This window comes from Paraburkholderia sp. J67 (assembly GCF_905220265.1).
Lineage (GTDB): Bacteria > Pseudomonadota > Gammaproteobacteria > Burkholderiales > Burkholderiaceae > Paraburkholderia.
On record NZ_CAJMZK010000013.1, the window covers coordinates 19,475 to 34,097 of the forward strand.

General features: G+C 66.4%; 13 protein-coding genes. 5 read left to right on the forward strand and 8 right to left on the reverse strand.

What is annotated here, in order from left to right; genetic code table 11:
- The first annotated feature begins 7 nt into the window (after positions 1 to 7).
- Entirely contained in the window at positions 8 to 1,207 is a 1,200-nt protein-coding gene (locus U5782_RS22640; RefSeq protein WP_322046126.1) for an amino acid aminotransferase, read from the forward strand.
- A 97-nt stretch (positions 1,208 to 1,304) separates the two neighbouring features.
- On the opposite strand, the gene U5782_RS22645 is transcribed toward U5782_RS22640, so the two are convergent.
- Together U5782_RS22645 and U5782_RS22650 are read right to left on the reverse strand one after the other, a co-directional pair.
- Positions 1,305 to 2,627: a patatin-like phospholipase family protein gene (locus tag U5782_RS22645; RefSeq protein WP_322046127.1), complete on the reverse strand. Its 1,323-nt coding sequence runs from the start codon at positions 2,625 to 2,627 to the stop codon at positions 1,305 to 1,307.
- A 15-nt stretch (positions 2,628 to 2,642) separates the two neighbouring features.
- A complete protein-coding gene (locus U5782_RS22650) occupies positions 2,643 to 3,446 on the reverse strand; it encodes a 3-hydroxybutyrate dehydrogenase (RefSeq protein ID WP_322046128.1) in 804 nt (267 codons plus the stop codon).
- Between the two features lie 273 nt (positions 3,447 to 3,719).
- Here U5782_RS22650 and U5782_RS22655 point away from each other — a divergent pair, with 273 nt between their 5' ends.
- On the forward strand, positions 3,720 to 4,691 hold the full coding sequence (locus U5782_RS22655) for an aldo/keto reductase (RefSeq protein ID WP_322046129.1): 972 nt from the start codon (positions 3,720 to 3,722) through the stop codon (positions 4,689 to 4,691).
- 164 nt (positions 4,692 to 4,855) lie between these two features.
- Entirely contained in the window at positions 4,856 to 5,701 is an 846-nt protein-coding gene (locus U5782_RS22660; RefSeq protein WP_322046130.1) for a 23S rRNA (adenine(2030)-N(6))-methyltransferase RlmJ, read from the forward strand.
- Positions 5,702 to 5,755: 54 nt separating this feature from the next.
- On the opposite strand, the gene U5782_RS22665 is transcribed toward U5782_RS22660, so the two are convergent.
- The 3 genes from U5782_RS22665 to cueR form a co-directional block, all read right to left on the reverse strand.
- A complete protein-coding gene (locus U5782_RS22665) occupies positions 5,756 to 6,100 on the reverse strand; it encodes a hypothetical protein (protein WP_322046131.1) in 345 nt (114 codons plus the stop codon).
- A gap of 266 nt (positions 6,101 to 6,366) precedes the next feature.
- Complete coding sequence (locus tag U5782_RS22670) at positions 6,367 to 6,513, reverse strand: DUF3563 family protein (protein ID WP_322046132.1); 147 nt, start codon at positions 6,511 to 6,513, stop codon at positions 6,367 to 6,369.
- A 311-nt stretch (positions 6,514 to 6,824) separates the two neighbouring features.
- On the reverse strand, positions 6,825 to 7,241 hold the full coding sequence (gene cueR / locus U5782_RS22675; protein WP_322046133.1) for a Cu(I)-responsive transcriptional regulator: 417 nt from the start codon (positions 7,239 to 7,241) through the stop codon (positions 6,825 to 6,827).
- A 131-nt stretch (positions 7,242 to 7,372) separates the two neighbouring features.
- On the opposite strand from cueR, the gene U5782_RS22680 reads away from it, so the two are divergent.
- Complete coding sequence (locus U5782_RS22680) at positions 7,373 to 7,579, forward strand: heavy-metal-associated domain-containing protein (RefSeq protein WP_322046134.1); 207 nt, start codon at positions 7,373 to 7,375, stop codon at positions 7,577 to 7,579.
- 11 nt (positions 7,580 to 7,590) lie between these two features.
- A complete protein-coding gene (locus U5782_RS22685; RefSeq protein WP_322046135.1) occupies positions 7,591 to 8,508 on the forward strand; it encodes an SDR family oxidoreductase in 918 nt (305 codons plus the stop codon).
- A 55-nt stretch (positions 8,509 to 8,563) separates the two neighbouring features.
- On the opposite strand, the gene U5782_RS22690 is transcribed toward U5782_RS22685, so the two are convergent.
- The 3 genes from U5782_RS22690 to imuA are packed head-to-tail and all read right to left on the reverse strand — an operon-like array spanning position 8,564 to position 14,439.
- Complete coding sequence (locus tag U5782_RS22690) at positions 8,564 to 12,037, reverse strand: error-prone DNA polymerase (protein WP_322046136.1); 3,474 nt, start codon at positions 12,035 to 12,037, stop codon at positions 8,564 to 8,566.
- 46 nt (positions 12,038 to 12,083) lie between these two features.
- The gene (locus U5782_RS22695) at positions 12,084 to 13,694 is read right to left on the reverse strand and encodes a DNA polymerase Y family protein (RefSeq protein WP_322046137.1); all 1,611 of its coding nucleotides are present in this window, start codon (positions 13,692 to 13,694) and stop codon (positions 12,084 to 12,086) included.
- Positions 13,615 to 14,439: a translesion DNA synthesis-associated protein ImuA gene (gene imuA, locus U5782_RS22700; protein WP_322046138.1), complete on the reverse strand. Its 825-nt coding sequence runs from the start codon at positions 14,437 to 14,439 to the stop codon at positions 13,615 to 13,617. The genes U5782_RS22695 and imuA overlap by 80 nt, the downstream gene beginning before the upstream one ends.
- Positions 14,440 to 14,623 lie beyond the last annotated feature (184 nt).

Sequence of the window (14,623 nt, forward strand, 5' to 3'; positions counted from 1 at the left end):
AACCATCATGTCCCTCTTTTCCGCTGTCGAACTCGCCCCCCGCGACCCGATCCTGGGTCTGAACGAAGCCTATAACGCCGATGCGCGCGCGACCAAGGTGAACCTCGGCGTGGGCGTGTACACCAACGAGGAAGGCAAGATTCCGCTGCTGCGCGCGGTGCGCGATGCGGAAAAGGCCCGCGTGGAAGCCGGTCTGCCGCGCGGCTATCTGCCGATCGAAGGCCTCGCCGCCTATGACGCCGCTGTGCAAAAGCTGCTGCTCGGCGACGACTCGCCGCTGATCGCGGCTGGCCGCGTCGTCACGGCGCAGGCGCTGGGCGGCACGGGCGCACTGAAGATCGGCGCTGACTTCCTCAAGCGCGTGAACCCGGCCGCCAAGGTCGCGATCAGCGACCCGAGCTGGGAAAACCACCGTGCGCTGTTCGAAAGCGCAGGCTTCGAAGTACTCGCCTACCCGTACTACGACGCGCAGACCAACGGCGTGAACTTCGAGGGCATGCTCTCGGCGCTCAACGGCTACGCCGCTGGCACGGTCATCGTGCTGCACGCGTGCTGCCACAACCCGACCGGCGTCGACCTCACGATCGACCAGTGGAAGCAGGTCATCGAAGTCGTGAAGGCGCGCGAACTCGTGCCGTTCCTCGACATCGCCTACCAAGGTTTCGGTGACGGCATCGCCGAAGACGGCGAAGTCGTGCGCCTCTTCGCCGCGACGGAACTCAACGTGTTCGTGTCGTCGTCGTTCTCGAAGTCGTTCTCGCTGTACGGCGAGCGCGTCGGCGCGCTGTCGATCCTGACCAGCAGCAAGGAAGAATCGTCGCGCGTGCTCTCGCAGCTCAAGCGCGTGATCCGCACGAACTACTCGAACCCGCCGACGCACGGCGGCTCGGTGGTCGCAGCGGTGCTCGGTTCGGCCGATCTGCGCGCGATGTGGGAAGCCGAACTCGGCGAAATGCGCAACCGCATCCGTGCCATGCGCACGGGCCTCGTCGAGCGCCTCGCTGCTGCCGGCGTCGACCGCGACTTCAACTTCATCAACGTGCAACGCGGCATGTTCTCGTACTCGGGCCTGACGGCGGCGCAAGTCGATCGTCTGCGCGAAGAGTTCGGCATCTACGCCGTGAGCACGGGCCGCATCTGCGTGGCCGCGCTCAACACGCGCAACCTCGACGCGGTCGCCAGCGCCGTCTCGGCCGTGCTGAAGTAAGCATCGCGCGTAAGCCTCACACGCTGGGGCTGCGATAAAAAAGGCGTCCGTTCGCAAGAACGGACGCCTTTTGTTTTACTGCGGGCCTGCGTGAGAACTAGCGGGGACCAGCGCCGGGGCCGCGGGTATCGCGATGGATATCGTGCGTGACGAAGCCCGAGTCGTTGTCGGGCTTGTCGAGCCAGCCCGGCTGCGCAAGCGTCGCGCGAATATCCGAGAGGCCGCTCGACCAGTGTTCGCGCATCGTCGTGGTGCCGAACTGGAAGTCCTTGAAGTGGCCTTCGTACTCCTTCTGCCGATAGATCAGATGGAGCACGTTGTACTTCTTGGAGCACGAGAGCTCGTCCGCCAGCTCGACCCACGCGTCATGCCGATGTTCCGGCCCGACGCGATCCAGCACCTCGCGCAGCACATGCCTGAAGCGCTGCGAACGCTGGAGCATGTCCGTCACGAGACGCGTGCGGCTCGAATACTGGATGTCCTTCATGCGGCCCTGGACGTCGGTGATGTTGTCGGGCACCGGCCCGCGCGCGCTCCACAGATCGACCTGGAACGCGAGCGTGTCGCGCCGCGGCGTGGTCTGGATCACTTCGTAGAGCGGCGTGTTCGACATCAGGCCGCCGTCCCAGTAGTACTCGCCATCGATCTCCACCGCCGCGAAGCCCGGCGGCAGCGCACCCGAGGCGATGAAATGCTCGGGGCGCAATTTCGTGGTGGTGTTGTCGAAGTACACGAAGTTGCCCGTGCCCACGTTCACCGCGCCGAGCGACACGCGGACCTCGCCCGAGTTGATGCGATCGAAATCGCAGAGCCGCTCGAGCGTGGCCTTCAACGGCGTGGTGTCGTAGTAGCTCGCCTTGCCGGGCTGGCCGGAGGCGTGGGGCAGCGGCGGCGGAAAGCGCGGCGTGAAGAAGCCCTTCTGCCCTTCGACCACGGCGCCCGCCGCCTGGAACGCCGTGAAGGTCTTGCGCACGGCGTCGCCCGCGTTGAAGAGCGCGTGTTCGAGAAAAGCCGGCAACGGCGGACTCCATGCCGGCTGGCAGATCGTCTCCCAGAACTCGCGCAGACGAGCCACGCGATGCTCGGGCGCGTTGCCCGCAATCAGCGCCGTATTGAGCGCACCGATCGAAATGCCCGCAATCCAGTTGGGCGCGATACCGGCCTCGAAGAGGCCTTCGTAGACGCCCGCCTGATAGGCGCCCAGCGCGCCGCCGCCTTGCAGCGTGAGCGCGACGGTTTCCCATTGCGCGGATTCGCTGCTACAGCGGGACTCGCGCGCCTGGGTTTGTGCTTCGTGGAGCGCCTGGGCTTCGCTCGCCTGCGGGGACTGCGTGGCCGCCCCGGTAAGCGCGCCGGCCTCATCGCCGACCGCGCTCGATTGAAGGTGCGCCTCTAACTGCCCTTTCTTGCGCTGCGCCATGACCGGCCCTCCGCGTTACTGCATGAACCAGCCGTGGCTCACCACGAACGATTGGCCCGTGAAGGCCGCGCTCGGGAACGCCGAAAGGAACAGCACGGTCTGCGCCACGTCTTCGACGGTGGTGAACACGCCGTCCACCGTACCGCCGAGCATGACCTTCTTGACGACTTCCTCTTCGGAAATGCCCAGTTCCTTCGCCTGCTCCGGAATCTGCTTGTCCACCAGCGGCGTGCGCACGAAGCCCGGGCAGACCACATGCGAGCGCACGTTGTGCTTGCCGCCTTCCTTGGCGAGCACACGCGCGAGGCCGAGCAGCCCGTGCTTGGCCGTCACATAGGCCGACTTCAGCGGCGAGGCCTCATGCGAATGCACCGAGCCCATGTAGATCACCACGCCACCGCGATCGTCCTTGTACATGTACTTGAGCGCGGCCTTGGTCGTGAGAAACGCGCCATCGACGTGAATCGCCTGCATTTTCTTCCAGTCGGCAAACGAATAGTTTTCGATTGGATTGACGATCTGGATGCCGGCGTTCGAAACGAGGATGTCGATCGAGCCGAAGGTGGCGGCCACCTTGTCGATGCCGTCGTTGACGGCCTCTTCGCTCGTCACGTCCATGGCAATGCCAATAGCCTTGCCGCCCGCGCCCTTGATCTCTTCCGCCACGGCGTCGGCGCCGCTCTGGTTCAGGTCGGCGATGGCGACCGCAGCGCCCGCCTGGGCAAGCGTGAGCGCGATCTGCTTGCCGATGCCGCTAGCCGCACCGGTAACGACCGCGACCTTGCCATCGAGCTTCGTATTCAGAGAGAGAGACGACATCGAGCACCTCCAGGTAATGGATACAGTGGACAGGATGAGACCCCGACGCGCACACGCCGTCAAATCGTCCGGATGGCCTATGCCATCCGGTTGAATGTTGCGCCGCGGTCAACCGCGCTATTGTGCATGAACCCGCCTGTCACGCGCGTGAAGCTGGCAGGCCCCTCGATTCATCGCATGCATTTGCTGCATGCTTGACGCAGCGCGGCGCGGGCCATCAGCGCCCGCACGCGGATCGTGCTAACTTGCCTGCTCTACGCAAAGGAGACGTTCATGAACTATCGGCGACTGGGCCGCTCCGGCCTGCAAGTCAGCGAACTGTCCATCGGCTCGTGGGTCACGTACGGCAATCAGGTCGATCGCAATCTCGCCCGCGAATCGCTCGCCGCGGCGCGCGATGCGGGCGTCAATTTTTTCGATAACGCCGAAGTCTACGCAAGTGGCCAGTCCGAAGAAATCATGGGCCAGGCGCTCAAGGAACTCGCCTGGCCGCGCGTGAGTTACGTGGTGTCCACCAAGTTCTTCTGGGGTTTGAACGAGGCGCCCAACCAGTACCACACGCTCAACCGCAAATACCTGCTGGACGCGATCGACCACTCTCTCAAGCGTCTGCAACTCGATTACGTCGATCTGGTGTTCTGCCATCGCCCCGACCCGAACACGCCGGTCGAGGAAACCGTCTGGGCGATGAGCGACATGATCACGCGCGGCAAGGCGCTCTACTGGGGCACCTCCGAATGGAGCGCGGACGAGATTCGCGCCGCGTGGGAAATCGCGGAACGCCACCATCTGCATAAGCCCGTGATGGAACAGCCGCAGTACAACCTGTTCCACCGCCGCCGCGTGGAGGACGAGTATCGCCGCCTCTATGAGGACATCGGTCTGGGACTCACGACATGGAGCCCGCTCGCTTCGGGGTTGCTGACAGGCAAGTATCGCGGCGGCGTGCCCGCCGACAGCCGCGCGCAATTGCAGGGCTACGACTGGCTGCGCAAGCAGGTCACGGACGCGGACAAAAACGCGATCGTCGGCAAGCTGGCCGACTATGCGAAGGAACTGGGCTGCACGGTTGGCCAGTTGGCGCTCGCCTGGATTCTCAAGAATCCGAATGTGAGCACGGTCATTACCGGTGCCTCGCGCGTGGAGCAGATCGGCGAAAACATGAAAGCGCTTGAGGTGGCGGAAAAGATCACGCCCGAGGTGAAGGAGAAAATCGAGGCTATCGTCGGCGAAGCCTACGAGTAAGCGCTCTTGCCGCACGCCGTCCGTTGTCCGGACGCCTGTACAATACGCGGCCTCGCCGGCGGCGCACATGAACCTGGAATGCGCCGCCGATCCGTCTCACCCGCCATCGGGCCACGCGCGTTTGCACCCAACCCGCGTCACCCGAGCTTGCCTTTGGCCCCATCATGCTGAGCTACCGTCACGCCTTTCACGCCGGCAATCACGCCGATGTCCTCAAGCACGCCGTCGCCGTGCAACTGCTGAATCACCTTGGCAAGAAGGACAAGGCGTACTGGTATATCGACACCCATGCGGGCGCGGGCGCCTATGCGCTGCGCGAAGGCTATGCGACGAAGACCGCCGAGTTCGACACCGGCATCGGCAAGCTGTGGGGGCGCACCGACCTGCCCGCGCTGCTCTCGGATTACGTCGATGAAGTGGCCGCGCTCAATCCGGATGGCGATCTGCGCTTCTATCCGGGCTCGCCGTATCTGGCCTGGCGACTGATGCGCGAGCAGGACCGCATGCGCCTGTTCGAACTGCACACCACGGAAATCGACGTGCTGCGTCATCGCTTTCGCGACGCGGGCCGTCGCGTGATGATCTACCCGGGCGATGGCTTCGACGGCATCAAGGCGCTGCTGCCGCCGCCGCCGCGCCGTGCGCTCGTGCTGATCGACCCGTCGTACGAAGACAAGCGCGACTATTCGCGCACGCTCAAATGCGTCGAGGAAAGCCTGGAGCGCTTTGCCACCGGCACCTATGCGGTCTGGTATCCGCAGGTCACGCGGCCCGAGTCGCAGCGTTTCCCGGAGCAGCTCAAGCGCCTGCAGGAAAAGAACTGGCTGCACGTTTCGCTGTCGGTCAGCCGCCCGCCGCATGACGGGTTCGGGCTCTACGGCAGCGGCATGTTCATCCTGAATCCGCCCTATACGCTCGCGGCGTCGCTCAAGGAAGCCATGCCCTGGCTCGTGAAGACGCTGGGGCAGGACGACGGCGCGCAGTTCAAGATCGAATCGCGCGGCGACTGACGCCCACAGGCGGCCTGGGGATCAGGCCGCATCCAGCCTCACCAGGCCACGCCGCTATTGCTGCGGCGCGTATTGTTGGGGCGAATATTGCTGTTGCGTGGTGCGCGGTCGCGGCGGCCGCCCGCCCCCACCCGGCACTTCCACATAAGGCGCGACGATGATCGGCTGCGAGCCGTCCGCGCCCGTCCCATTCAACGTAGACAACTGCTGCATCTGCACCATCGGCTGATGCGAGAGCGGCGCGGTCTGTAGCACCGTGCCCGATTGCCCATCGTTGATCCCGCTTTCCGTATCGAGAATCAACGGCTTGCCTGCCGCATGCGCACCTGCGCTCGCCAGCACGGCGCTTGCCGTCAGCGCGACCCACAGCGATTTACGAGAAATTCGATCTGACACCATGCATAGCCCCCGGATGAATGGTGCGCCGACCGTGAACATCCAGATCGGCGCTGACCTATGTGTTGTCGGCTAATCGCAAAAAGGACTTTACCTTACCGCAATGGCAAGGTTCAGACTGCAAGGCATCGCGGCACTTTCAGGCAGATCAAGCGGCCCAAGCGGCTCACCGTCGCGCAAACCGGCCCAGAAATGACAAAGCCCCGCCAGATGCGGGGCTTGCGGCAAGTCGGCGGCCCTGATGCGCGGGCCAGCGGACTGCTTGCAACTTACAGCGAGTAGCCGTTCGATTCGAGCGAGCGGATGCGCTGTTCGAGCTGCACGATGTCGCTCGAGGACGCGAGGTACGTTTCGCGACGACGACGTTCTGCAGTTTCAAACCAGGTGCTCAGCTTTTCAAGAAGGTACGCAAACATGATGGTGTTCTCCAAGGATCAGATGTATCCCCGGTGGATTTGCATCAGGGATTACCCTCGTAAGGGATAACCCGCATTATAACGGTTGCACCTGTTTTTGCTAGTGAATTGCTCGCATACAGTGCATTCCAATCTGGAATGGTGCACGGCTGACATTGGGCAACATCATGATTTTTCGTCGGATTTTCGGCATGATTTGCGCGGCGGCGACAATCGCCGCACAAAATCGCACCAACATTGTGCAAAAAAACGAAAAAGTTGCGATGTATTTTCGACGCGGGTTGCACCTTTTGGTCAACCCTTGCGCGACGTCAAGCTTTAACGCCCTGCGCAACCGGTTCCGGGTCCGCGAGTCGCTCGATGATCGGGCAGTCCGGCCGGTCGTCGCCGTGACAATGGGCCGCAAGGTGGCGCAGCGTGTCGCGCATCTGCGTGAGCTCGGTAATGCGCTGGTCGAGTTCGGTCACATGTTCGAGCGCGATGGCCTTGACCTCGGCGCTGGCGCGCGAGCGGTCGTGCCAGAGCGCAAGCAAGCGCCGAATGTCGTCGACGAGAAACCCGAGGCGCCGCGCCTGGCGGATGAAGCGCAGCGCGTGCACCTCTTCCATGCCGAAGACGCGGTAGCCGGAATCCGTGCGCGCCTTGGGCGCAATCAGATCCACGCTCTCGTAATAGCGGATCATTTTCGCCGTGACGCCCGATTCGCGCGCCGCTTCGCCGATGTTCATGCTGCTCTCCTGCTCTTTGCTGACTTTTTGATCCTACACCTTCCCACGATGGGAAGGTCCAGCCGCCTCGTCCGAACGCCACTGGCATAATCGGCGACGCATCCTTAGCCCTCTTTTCAAAGGAAATCACCATGATCCAGTTCAACGTCGAAGGCATGAGCTGCCAGCACTGCGTCGGCGCCGTCACGCGCGCGATCCATGAGCAGGACGCCGCCGCCCAGGTCCAGATCGACCTGGCTGCGGGCCGCGTGAGCGTCGAGTCGAGCCAGAGCGCCGAGGTGCTCAAGGCCGCCATCGACGAAGCGGGCTATACCGTCACCGCCACGTCCGCCGCCTGACGCGCCGCGCCATGTTCAAGGTCGCCATAGCAGGCGCCTCCGGTCTGCTCGGCCGCGCGCTCGTGCGCGAGCTGGCCGCGCAGACCGGCTGGCAGGTTGTGCAGACGGCGTTCAGCCGCGTGGGTGCGCAGCAGGTTGCGCTCGACGTGCGCGACGCGCGCGCAGTTGAAGACTTCGTCGCGCGCGAAGCCCCCGACGCGATCGTGATCGCCGCCGCCGAGCGCCGCCCCGATGTCTGCGAGCACGATCCCGCCACAGCGCGCGCGCTCAATGTCGAGGCCGTGCGCCACATCGCCGCCGCAGCAAAACCCCGCGGCGCGTGGGTGTTGTCGATCTCAACCGACTACGTGTTCGACGGCAGCGCGCCGCCCTATCTGCCCGACGCCGCGCCGAATCCGCTCAACGCCTACGGCCGCAGCAAGCTCGAAGGCGAGCAGGCTCTGCTCGACGCCTCCGACGATGCGCTGGTGCTGCGCCTGCCGCTGCTCTACGGCCCGATCGTGAACTGGCAGGAGTCGGCGGTGACGAGCCTCGTGCCGGCGGTCCGCGCTTCGGCGCAGGCGGGCAGCGCGCCCGCCGTGATGGACGCGTGGGCCACGCGCTATCCCACCTTCACGCCCGACGTGGCGTTCGTGATCCGCGAATTGCTCACGCGTTGCGCCGATGGCGACGCCGTGCGCGGCATCGCGCAATGGTCCGGCGACGAGCCGATGACCAAGTACGAGATCGCGCAACGCATCGCAAACGCGCTGGGCATCGAGGCGCATCTCGCCGCCCAGACCGAACCGGCCGACGCCACGCCGCGTCCGCGCGACTGCCATCTCGATTCGGGACGGCTCGAAGCGCTGGGCATGGGCCGGCGCACACCGTTCGACGCGGGCATCCGCGCGGTGCTCGATGCCTTCGGGCGCGAGCGCGCCCAGTCGTAATCCATTCTGGTCGCTCTGGCGCGCGGCTTGTCCACGCCGCGCGCCCTCTCCCTTCCTAGTGAAAATCGCGGCTCTGCGTCGCGAGCCGCCCGAGCAGGCGGCTATGGTCCTCCAGCCGCTGCGCGACCAGATGCACGACCTCGCCCTGACGCTGCACCACGCCCGCGACCGCCAGCAGCGACGCGCCGAGCAGTTCCTTGCGCTGCGTCTCCACGAGCGCCGCATGCACGATCACGTTGACCGAGCCGGTTTCATCTTCGAGCGAGACGAAGATCGTCCCCTTGGCCGTGCCCGGCCGCTGCCGCACCGTGACGATGCCGCACACGCGCGCAAGCGCGCCGTGCGCGCAGTGCGCCAGTTGCGCCGCGCTGCGAAAACGCTGCTTCGCGAGCCCCGGCCGCAGCAGTTCGAGCGGATGGCGGTTGAGCGTGAGGCGCAGGCTCGCGTAATCGGCGACGATCTCCGCGCCCTCCGAGGCCTGTGGCAGATCGATGCGCGCCTCGGCCACCGGCGCATCGCGCAGTAGCGCGGGCACCGCATGCTGCGCGGTCACGGCCCACCAGGCCTCGCGCCGGTGCCCCGCGATGCTCTCGAGCGCATTGGCCGCCGCCAGCGCCTCCAGCTCGCGGCGTGTGAGTGCGGCGCGGCGCGCGAGATCGTCGACATCGGTGAAAGGCGCTTGCGCGCGCGCGACCATCACGCGCTGCGCAGCGCTCTCGGAAAATCCCTTGATGAGGCTGAAGCCCAGCCGCACCGCCGGGCCGCCGTGCCCGTAATACTCGGGTGCCAGCGCGGCGCGCCAGCGGGCGAGGCGCCGGTGACGACGCATGAGCGCAGGAAAACGCGGCTTGTCAGGACGTGCGAATGCGGCCGACCATGCGGCGCCCAGCCGCGCCCGGTAGTGCGCCACCCTGGCGCTGCGGGTACGCGCGGTGGTGTCGTCGAGACGCACGCCGGGGCGACCGCGCATTTCCAGCACGGACGCCCAGTCGCTCAACGCGATATCGGGTGCGCGCACCGGCACGCCGTGACGCTTCGCGTCCTGCACCAGTTGCGACGGCGAATAGAAGCCAAGCGGCTGACTGTTCAGGAGCCCCGCAAGAAACGCGGCCGGCTCGTAACGCTTGAGCCACGAGCTCGTGTAGACGAGCAACGCGAAGCTCGCCGCATGGCTTTCCGGAAAGCCGTAATCGCCGAAGCCCTCGATCTGCTTGCAGATGCGCTCGGCGAATTCCAACGAGTAACCCTTGTGCAGCATGCGTTGCGTGAGGTCCTCCTGATACGGCTTCAGATTGCCGTCGCGCCGCCACGCGGCCATTGCGCGGCGCAGCTTGTCGGCTTCCTCCCCGGTGTAGTCGGCGGCAACCATCGCGAGATGCATCACCTGCTCCTGGAAGATCGGCACGCCGAGCGTGCGTTCGAGCACCGGGCGCAGTTCGTCCTTCGCGTACTCCACCGCTTCCTCGCCATGCCGGCGCTTGAGATAGGGATGCACCATGTCGCCCTGGATCGGCCCGGGCCGCACGATCGCCACCTGGATCACGAGGTCGTAATAGGTGCGTGGACGCAAGCGCGGCAGCATGCTCTGCTGCGCGCGCGATTCGATCTGGAACACGCCGACCGTGTCCGCACGGCTGCACATCGCGTAGACGGCCGGGTCCTCGCCGGGAATGTCCTGCACGCCGAACTGAGGCAGCCCGCGCCGCAGCGCGACGAATTCGAGCGAGCGCCGGATCGCCGAGAGCATGCCGAGCGCAAGCACGTCCACTTTCAGCAGCCGCAGCGCGTCGATATCGTCCTTGTCCCACTCGATCACGTAGCGGTCCTTCATCGCCGCGTTTTCGATCGGCACGAGCCGCGAGAGCTTGTCGCGCGCGATCACGAAACCGCCCACGTGCTGCGAGAGATGACGCGGAAAACCACGCAGCTCGCGCGTGAGGCGGATCAGTTGCTGCGTGACGCGCGAGTCCGGCGAGAAGCCTGCCTCCTGTAGATGATGCGCGATCGAGTCCGGGCCGTCCCACCACTGATGCGCGCCCGAGAGTTTCTCGACCAGCATGTTGTCGAGCCCAAGCGCCTTGCCCACGTCGCGCAACGCGCTGCGCGAACGATACGTGATGAGCGTCGCCGCGAGCGCCGCGCGGCGCGTCCCGTACTTGCGATAGATGTACTGGATGACCTCTTCGCGACGCTGATGCTCGAAATCGACATCGATGTCGGGCGGCTCGTTGCGCGCGCGGGACAGAAAGCGCGCAACCAGCATGTTCATGCGCACGGGGTCGATCTCGGTGATTTTCAGGCAGAAACAGACCACCGAATTCGCCGCCGAGCCGCGTCCCTGGCAGAGGATGTTTTGCTCGCGCGCGAAGCGCACGATGTCGTGCACGGTCAGGAAATACTTCTCGTACTTCAGCTCGGTAATCAGTTCGAGCTCCTGCTCGATCTGCTTTTCGCGCTTCTCGTTCATGCCGTCGGGCCAGCGCTCGGCGGCGCCCTGCATCACGAGCTTGCGCAGCCAGGTGGTGGGTGTCTCACTCGCGGGCACCAGTTCCTCGGGATATTCGTACGCCAGTTCGCCGAGGTCGAAGGTGCAGCGACGCGCGACGTCGAGCGTCGCATCGAGCGTATCGCGCGGATACAGATGGCTCAGCCGCACGCGCGAGCGCAGATGACGCTCCGCGTTCGGCTCCAGCGCCCGCCCGCACGACGTGAGCGGCCGGCCGATGCTCACCGCGCTGAGCGTGTCCTGCAAGGGCTTGCGCGAGCGCGCGTGCATCAGGACGCCACCCGCCGCGACGAGCGGCAAACCGCTTTCCTGCGAGACGTGGCGCAGCACCTCGATCTGCGTGTCGTCGCCGCCGGTCTGCCAGAGTTCGAGCGCGAGCCACGCGCGCTCGGCTGCGAAACCCGCGAGCCAGTGCGCGGCGCGCAGCGCCTGGGCGAGCGTGGCCGTGCGCTGCGGCACGAGCAGCAGCACGCAGTCGCGCAGATGGCGCAGATGCGTGAAATCCGGTTCGGGGTCGGTGAAATCGGACGGATGCACGCGGTACTCGCCTTTGTTCGCCCGCGAGCGCGCCAGCGTGATCAGCTCGCAGAGATTGCCGTAGCCCTCGCGGTTCATGGCGATCGCGACGAGCGTGCAGAACGGCGCGCCGTCTTCATCGACGAGGTTCAGTTCGCTGCCGATCAGCAGTTGCAGCGCGGGTATGAACGGTGCGGGCGTGGCGCGGTGCTGATCGGCGGCCACGCGCCTGGCCTCTTCGTGAGCCTTCCTGCGCGCCTCGTCGTAGTCCCTGAGCGCGCTCCAGGCCCGCACGACGCCCGCGAACGAACACTCGTCGGTGAGAGCGAGCGCGCTGTAGCCGTGGCGGATCGCCTGCTCGACCAGTTCGTTCGGGCGCGACGCGCCGCGCAGGAACGTGAAGTTGCTCAGGCAGTGCAGCTCTGCATAGTCTGGCAACTGCGCGGGTAACTGCCCCGGAGAAGAAGGTTGCGCGGGCAACGATGCGCCCGCTCCGTGGTTCGACATGATGCGTTAAAGACGAATGAAGACTGGCCGCGCGGATCGCGCCGCATCAGCCGAACAGCCCTTGCAGATACCACTGGCCGCCGATGCGCTCGCGGTAGAGCCAGAACATGCGCCCTTGATCGTCGGCGGCGACGTAGTAGTCGCGCTCGGCGCCCTCGCCGTCCCACCAGCCCGCCTCGATGCGTTCGGTGCGCGTGAGCGTCTTGAGCGGACGTCGATAAACCGGCCGGTCGTCGCGCGTAGTCAGCTTGAGCGGCTTTTCGAGCAGCCACGCCGGACGCGGCTGCGCCGGCAGCGGCACCTCGGGCAGGTCGAAGGCGCTTTGCACCGGCGCGCCCGCCTCTCGCGCCTCTTGCGCTTCTGCCTGCCCGTGGGTCTTGCGCGGCTTGCGTGGCGCCTGGCGTCGTGTCGGCGCCCGCCAGGTGCGCGCCGACATCGCATGCTCGGGCCGATGATCGTCCTCGACAAATAACTGCAACACGTTCTGTTCGCCGATACGCGCGCCGATGCGCTCGAACAGCTGCGCAAGCGACGCATCCGAGGCCTCGGGCGACGGGAACAGCGTGTCGGTGGGCGGCGCGTACTCGCTCACCTGATCAGCCACGAGAGCCATGCCAATCACGGGCGCGGCCAGCTCGGTCTGGTTGAGCTTCTCGCGCAGCAGCCACAGCAGATGCTCGGCGTCGCGCGATGGCGCGGCCCACGACAGCCGCAGACTCGACGTGCGCGGCGCGTGGCGCGACGCCAGTTCGTGCTCCAGACGCAGCTCGAAGCCGGAGAGCGCGCCGTGCTGCGCGGCGAGCCAGCCCGCCAGCTGCATCACGAGGCGGCGCGCGGCGAACAGCAGCGCTTCGGCGCTCTCCACGCGCGCCTGCAATTCGAGCGACGCATGGAACGACGGCGGCGCGGTGAACCACGCACGCGGATCGGGGGCCTCGCCGCGCGCCTGCGCAAGCCAGGCGAGCACGCCATCGCCGAAACGCCGCACGATGCCGTCGCGTGGCAAGCGCCGCAAATCGCCGAGCGTCGCGCAACCGATCTGCGTGAGCGCATGTTCGTGCTGCACGGCGAACGGCGCGAGCGTGACCGGCAACGCATCGAGCACGCGCGCGAGCGTGCGCTCCTTGAGCACCCGGAAACGCCGCACGGCATGGGCCCCGGCGCACGCATGCGCCTGCGCGAGCGTCCATGCGCCCCACGCCGTGGGCGCGCAGGCCATGCGCGCGGCGTGAGCGCAATCGGCCACCGTGGCCTCGACCCTCGCGAGCAGCGCGCGCACGCCGCCGAACAGCCGCAGCCCGGAGCCGACTTCGAGCAGCAACGTATGGGATTGCGACGATTGCGCGAGCGAGACCTTCGGCGTGTAGGCGAGCAAGGCGAGCGCGAGTGCCTCGAATGCACGCGTCTCGCGCGCCGCATCGGGCTCGAGCAGCACGAGGCCCGGCGCCAGCGCGAGCGCATGTGCGCGCGTACTGCCGGGCTGCACGCCGAGGCGAAACGCGTCGCGATCGGCGATCAGGATGCGTGCGTGATCGGCAAGCGCATAGCAGCGCTCGGCTAGATCCTCACCTTCGCCCTCAGACGACCCGATCGACGGAAGCGGCGGCCTCACGGCCTCCAGCGGCAACAACGGCAAGGTGACGGCGATCCACAGCATGATTGACCCCGGGCCACGGCATGGTCGGCGCGGCGCCCGGCTGGGGCAGCACCGACTCCTGTAGCGGCAAAGTGACGACGAGTGGCTGGGCGGGCGGCGGCCCGCGACGCTTGAAAATATCGACGCGCACCCCCGTGAACTGCATCCATTCACGGCGATTCAGACGCGTATCCGCCTCGGGCGGCGGCACCGGCGTGCAGACCATGCGCAGCGGCGCCGGCGACGACTGACTGCGCGCCGCGGGCGGGCGCATCAGAAAGGCCAGCGCCTGCGAATCCTGCGCGGCGACCTGCAAGCGCCGCAGGGCGTCGGCGCGCGCCTTCGGCTGCCACAGCAGCACGGCGCCGATGCCGTCCTGCTTGAGCGCCTGCTCGGCGGCCCAGGGCGCCTCATCGTCATCAGCACGCACCCAGACAAGACGCTCGAGCGCGATGCCCCACGCCTTGAGCGCGCACGCATAGGGTCGCCACGGCGGCGCGACGAGCAGCACGTGCCGCCTCTCCTGAGCAGTGAGCGTGCGCAGCGCGGGCGCGACGAGCCGCATCTCGCCGATACCGCCCTGCTCGACGAGCAACTCGCTCAGACTGCCCGCGGGCCAGCCCGCGCCAGGCAGCAGCGCATCGAGCGCGGCATGGCCGCTCGGCACCGTGCGCCCGCTCGTGCAGGCGACCTGGTTGCCTTGCCAGATCCGGCTTTGCAGCCGGGGCGGCAGGTGTGTCGCCGCTAGCTGGAGTGCTGCCGCCATGATCGCGCTCTGGAAAAAGGAAATAGAACGCCCTACCCAACGCTGAACGGGGCATGACGAGGAGGTTGGGACGGTGCATCGGTGCACGCCGCCAACCTGTATATTTATACAGTATTTAGGACGGTTCCTGGAAGGAGGTTTTTGGGGGGCGGGTCTGGGGGTTTGGCGTGAGGCGGCTGTCGAG